Genomic DNA, 5,983 nt, shown 5'->3' with positions numbered 1-5,983 from the left:
GGCCGGCTATTACCCGGTGTCGATGTCGTGCCGCACCCTCGTCTACAAGGGCATGTTCCTCGCCGACCAGCTCGGCAAGTACTATCCCGACCTGAGCGAACCCGATTTCGAGAGCGCGCTGGCGCTGGTGCATCAGCGTTTCTCGACCAACACCTTCCCGACCTGGTCGCTGGCGCATCCGTACCGGATGATCGCCCATAACGGCGAGATCAACACGCTGCGCGGCAACGTCAACTGGATGGCGGCCCGCCAGGCTTCGGTGCATTCGGAACTCTACGGCAAGGACATCAGCCGGTTGTGGCCGATCTCCTATGAGGGCCAGTCCGACACCGCCTGCTTCGACAACGCGCTCGAATTCCTGGTGCAGGGCGGCTACTCGCTGCCGCACGCCGTGATGATGATGATTCCGGAAGCCTGGGCCGGAAATCCGCTGATGGATGAGGAGCGCCGCTCGTTCTACGAATATCACGCCGCGCTGATGGAGCCGTGGGACGGCCCCGCCGCGATCGCCTTCACCGACGGCCGCCAGATCGGCGCCACGCTCGACCGCAACGGCCTGCGTCCGGCGCGCTATCTCGTGACCTCCGACGACCGCATCGTCATGGCTTCCGAAATGGGCGTGCTGAAGATCCCGGAGGAGCACATCGTCACCAAGTGGCGGCTGCAGCCCGGCAAGATGCTGCTGGTCGACCTCGAACAGGGCCGCCTCATTCCCGACGACGAGATCAAGGCGCAGCTCGCCAACAGCCATCCCTATCGCGAGTGGCTCGACCGCACCCAGATCGTGCTGGAAGAACTGCCGGACGCGCCGGTCAAGGGCATGCGTTCGAACCTGCCGCTCCTGGATCGGCAGCAGGCGTTCGGCTACAGCCAGGAAGACATCAACATCCTGATGACGCCGATGGCGTCCACCGGCGAGGAGGCCAACGGCTCGATGGGCAACGACACGCCGATCTCGGCGCTGTCCGACAAGCCGAAGCCGCTGTTCACCTACTTCAAGCAGAACTTCGCCCAGGTCACCAACCCGCCGATCGATCCGATCCGCGAGGAACTGGTGATGAGCCTGGTCTCGATCATCGGGCCGCGGCCGAACCTGTTCGATCTGCAGGGCGTGGCCGGCAACAAGCGCCTCGAGGTGCGTCAGCCGATCCTGACCGACGCGGATCTGGAAAAGATCCGCTCGATTTCGGACATCGCCGACAGCCATTTCAAGTCGCGCACGCTCGACACCACCTTCCACGCCGGCCTGGGTGCAGCGGGGCTCGAGCAGGTGCTCGACGAATTGTGCGCGCGCGCCGAAGCCGCCGTCCGTGAAGGCGTCAACATCATCATCCTGTCCGACCGCATGGCGGGCTCGGACCGGATTCCGATTCCCTCGCTCTTGGCCTGCGCCGCCGTGCATCATCATCTGATCCGCACCGGCCTGCGCACCTCGGTCGGCCTCGTGGTCGAATCCGGCGAGCCGCGCGAGGTGCATCACTTCGCCTGCCTCGCCGGCTACGGCGCCGAGGCGATCAATCCCTATCTCGCCTTCGAGACCATCGTCGCGATGAAGGACCGGCTGCCGGCGGCGCTGGACGACTACGAAATCGTCAAGCGCTACATCAAGTCGATCGGCAAGGGCCTTTTGAAGGTGATGTCGAAGATGGGCATCTCGACCTATCAGTCCTATTGCGGCGCGCAGATCTTCGACGCCGTCGGCCTGAAGGCCGATTTCGTCTCGAAATATTTCGTCGGCACCCACACCCGCATCGAGGGCGTGGGGTTGGCCGAAATCGCCGAGGAAACCGCGCGCCGCCACGCCGACGCGTTCGGCGATGCCCCGGTCTACAAGACCGCGCTCGATGTCGGCGGCGAATACGCCTACCGCACCCGCGGCGAGGACCACGCCTGGACCGCGGAATCGGTCTCGACGCTGCAGCATGCCGTGCGCGGCAATTCGCTGGAGCGCTACAGGGCGTTTGCCAAGATCCTCAACGAGCAGTCCGAGCGGCTGTTGACCTTGCGCGGCCTGTTCAAGCTCAAGACCGCCGAGGACGAGAAGCGCAAGCCTGTCGCCCTCGACCAGGTCGAGCCGGCCAAGGACATCGTCAAGCGCTTCGCCACCGGCGCGATGAGCTTCGGCTCGATCTCGCGCGAGGCGCACACCACGCTCGCGATCGCCATGAACCGGATCGGCGGCAAGTCCAACACCGGCGAAGGCGGCGAGGAATCGGATCGCTTCAAGCCGCTGCCGAACGGCGATTCGATGCGCTCGGCGATCAAGCAGGTCGCCTCGGGCCGGTTCGGCGTCACCACGGAATATCTCGTCAATTCCGACATGATGCAGATCAAGATGGCGCAGGGCGCCAAGCCCGGCGAAGGCGGACAATTGCCCGGCCACAAGGTCGACGCCACCATCGCCAAGGTCCGGCATTCGACGCCCGGGGTCGGCCTGATCTCGCCGCCGCCGCACCACGACATCTATTCGATCGAGGATCTGGCGCAGCTGATTTACGATCTGAAGAACGTCAACCCCGAGGGACAGGTGTCCGTCAAGCTCGTTTCCGAAATCGGCGTCGGTACGGTCGCCGCCGGTGTTGCGAAAGCGCGCGCGGACCACGTTACCATCGCGGGCTTCGAGGGCGGCACCGGCGCATCGCCCCTCACGTCGATCAAGCACGCGGGCTCGCCTTGGGAAATCGGGCTTGCCGAAACCCACCAGACCCTGGTGCGCGAGCGGCTGCGCAGCCGCATCGTGGTGCAGGTCGACGGCGGCTTCCGCACCGGGCGCGACGTCGTGATCGGCGCATTGTTGGGGGCCGACGAATTCGGCTTTGCCACCGCGCCCTTGATCGCGGCCGGCTGCATCATGATGCGCAAGTGCCATCTCAACACCTGCCCGGTCGGCGTCGCGACGCAGGATCCCGTGCTGCGCAAGCGTTTCACGGGCCAGCCCGAGCACGTCATCAACTACTTCTTCTTCGTCGCCGAGGAAGTGCGCGAGATCATGGCGAGCCTCGGCTACCGCACCTTCAACGAGATGGTGGGCCAGACCCAGATGCTCGACCAGTCGACGCTGGTGGCGCACTGGAAGGCCAAGGGGCTCGATTTCTCGAAGCTGTTCGTGCGCCAGAAGGAAGAGAAGGGCCAGAAGATCTATCACGCCGAGAAGCAGAACCATCATCTGGAAGCCGTGCTTGACCGTCGGCTGATCGAGAAGGCGCAGGCAGCGCTCGACCGCGGCGCGCCGGTCAAGATCGAGATGGAGATCAACAACACCGACCGCAGCGCCGGCGCGATGCTGTCGGGCAATGTGGCCAGGATCTACGGTCATGCCGGGCTGCCGCACGACACGATTCAAGTGAACTTCAAGGGCACCTCCGGCCAGGCGTTCGGCGCCTGGCTGACGCGCGGCATCACCTTCGAACTCGAAGGCGAAGGTAACGACTATGTCGGCAAGGGCCTGTCCGGCGGCCGCATCATCATCAAACCGCCGCGCAACTCCGCCATCGTGCCGGAAGAATCCATCATCGTCGGCAACACCGTGATGTACGGCGCCATCGAGGGCGAATGCTATTTCCGCGGCATCGCCGGCGAACGCTTCGCGGTGCGCAACTCCGGCGCGGTCGCGGTGGTCGAGGGCGCCGGCGACCATTGCTGCGAATACATGACCGGCGGCATCGTCGTGGTGCTCGGCAAGACCGGGCGCAATTTCGCGGCCGGCATGTCCGGCGGCGTGGCCTACGTCCTCGATCAGGCCGGCGACTTCGAAAAGCTCTGCAACATGGCGATGGTGCAGCTCGAGCCGGTGCTGTCGGAAGAGATGATCAACGAGAACGCCTATCACTCCACGGGCGATCTCGAGGCCCATGGCCGCGTCGACGTGTTCGCCAATCTGCTGGAGTCCGATATCGAGCGGCTGCACATCCTGATCACCCGCCATGCCAAGCTGACGGGATCGAAGCGCGCCGCCGATATTCTGGCGAACTGGAAGACGTATTTGCCGAAATTCCGTAAGGTAATGCCGGTGGAATACCGCCGCGCGCTGAAGGAATTGAAGGCCAACGCCGACGCTGAGCCGAAGATCGCGATCGGGGCTTGAGATTCACACAGCATGATCCCGAAAAACGGGCACCGGTTTTCGGATAAGATCATGCTCAAATAAGCAGGCGTCGTTCCGGGGCGCGCGAAGCGCGAACCCGGAACCTCGCACAACGACATCGAGATTCCGGGTCTGCGCCTTGCGGCGCATCCCGGAATGACTGGAAAAAGCTGCAGGGGCGTCAGGTTTAATGGGCAAGATTACGGGATTTCTGGAGATCGAGCGGCACGACCGCAAATACGCGCCGGTCGCCGAGCGCGTGAAGCACTATCGCGAATTCGTCGTTCCCCTGAGCGAGAAAGACACCCGAGACCAGGCCGCGCGGTGCATGAACTGCGGCATTCCCTATTGCCACGGCACCGGTTCGGTACAGCCGGGCACGCCGGGCTGCCCGGTCAACAACCAGATCCCGGACTTCAACGATCTGGTCTATCAGGGCAACTGGGAAGAAGCCTCGCGCAACCTGCACTCGACCAACAATTTTCCGGAGTTCACGGGGCGCATCTGCCCGGCGCCGTGCGAAGCCTCCTGCACGCTCAACATCGACGACAACCCCGTCACCATCAAGACCATCGAATGCGCCATCGTCGACCGCGCCTGGGAGAACGGCTGGCTCAAGCCGGAAATCGCAGCGAACAAGACCGGCAAGAAGGTCGCAGTCATCGGCTCCGGCCCCGCGGGACTGGCCTGCGCGCAGCAGCTCGCACGCGCCGGGCACGACGTGCATGTGTTCGAGAAATACGCCAAGGCCGGCGGGCTGCTGCGTTACGGCATTCCCGATTTCAAGATGGAGAAGCACGTCATTGACCGCCGCCTGGCGCAGATGGAGGCCGAAGGCGTCACCTTCCACTACGGCGCCCATGTCGGCGGCGCTTCGCAAGGCGCGATCGATCCGCGCGAGATGCTCAACCAGTATGACGCGCTGGCGCTGACCGGCGGCGCGGAAGCCCCGCGCGACCTGCCGATCCCCGGCCGCGATCTCGCCGGCATTCACTTCGCGATGGATTTCCTGCCGCAACAGAACCGCCGCGTCGGCAACGAACCGCTCGGCGGCGTGCCGGACATTCTCGCCGGCGGCAAGCATGTGGTGGTCATCGGCGGCGGCGATACCGGCTCGGACTGCATCGGCACGTCGTTCCGGCAGGGAGCCAAGTCGGTGACGCAGCTCGAAATCATGCCGGCGCCGCCCGAGCATGAGAACAAGGGCCTGACCTGGCCGAACTGGCCGTTGAAGATGCGGACCTCCTCCAGCCAGGCCGAAGGCGCCAAGCGCGACTACGCCGTGCTGACGCAGCACTTCTCCGGCGAAAACGGCAAAGTGACAAAACTGCATTGCGTGCATGTCGACGACAAGTTCAAGCCGGTGGCGGGAACCGAATTCGAGCTCGACGCCGACCTCGTGCTGCTGGCGATGGGCTTCGTCCATCCCGTGCATGAGGGCCTGTTGAAGACGCTCGGCGTCGACCTCGACCCGCGCGGCAATGTGCGGGCCAGCACCGCCGACTACCAGACCTCGCGCCCCAACGTATTCTCCGCCGGCGACATGCGCCGCGGCCAGTCGCTGGTGGTCTGGGCGATCCGCGAGGGACGCCTCTGCGCGCGGTCGATCGATCAGTTCTTGATGGGGACGACGAATTTGCCGAGGTGATCCTATCACCGCGCGCACGGTGTCATACGCGGGCTTGACCCGCGTATCCATCAATCTTCACAAGAAGCATTTTTCAAAGGGGACGGATTGCCGGGTCAAGCCCGGCAATGACGAAATTGCGCGGCGGTCGCCGCTTCAATTCTGCAGCCTTACCCCCAGCATCACCACCGTCGAGGCCGAGCTCGACAAGGGCGCGTTGGAGTCGAGGATATCGCGGCGCAGGGTGCCCTTGATCCAGAGGTTGCGGGTCA

Annotated in this window: 2 protein-coding genes; both read left to right on the top strand. The window is 64.3% G+C overall.

What is annotated here, in order from left to right:
• Nucleotides 1-4,084 (top strand): glutamate synthase large subunit (gltB, locus tag QZ213_RS23290; protein ID WP_291688437.1); only part of this gene is annotated, 4,084 nt, incomplete at its 5' end.
• A 190-nt stretch (nucleotides 4,085-4,274) separates the two neighbouring features.
• Nucleotides 4,275-5,732 carry a glutamate synthase subunit beta gene (locus QZ213_RS23285; protein ID WP_291688436.1) on the top strand — a complete coding sequence of 486 codons (1,458 nt, stop codon included), beginning with the start codon at nucleotides 4,275-4,277 and terminating at the stop codon, nucleotides 5,730-5,732.
• The last annotated feature ends 251 nt before the right edge of the window (nucleotides 5,733-5,983 follow it).

The sequence above is a fragment of the Bradyrhizobium sp. genome (assembly GCF_017881085.1).
Classification (GTDB): domain Bacteria; phylum Pseudomonadota; class Alphaproteobacteria; order Rhizobiales; family Xanthobacteraceae; genus Bradyrhizobium.
This window is presented reverse-complemented; position numbering and strand designations above follow the sequence as displayed.

Coding starts and splice junctions, on each gene's coding strand:
- QZ213_RS23285 (WP_291688436.1), top strand. CDS start 4,275: ATGGGCAAGATTACGGGATTTCTGGAGATCGAGCGGCACGACCGCAAA.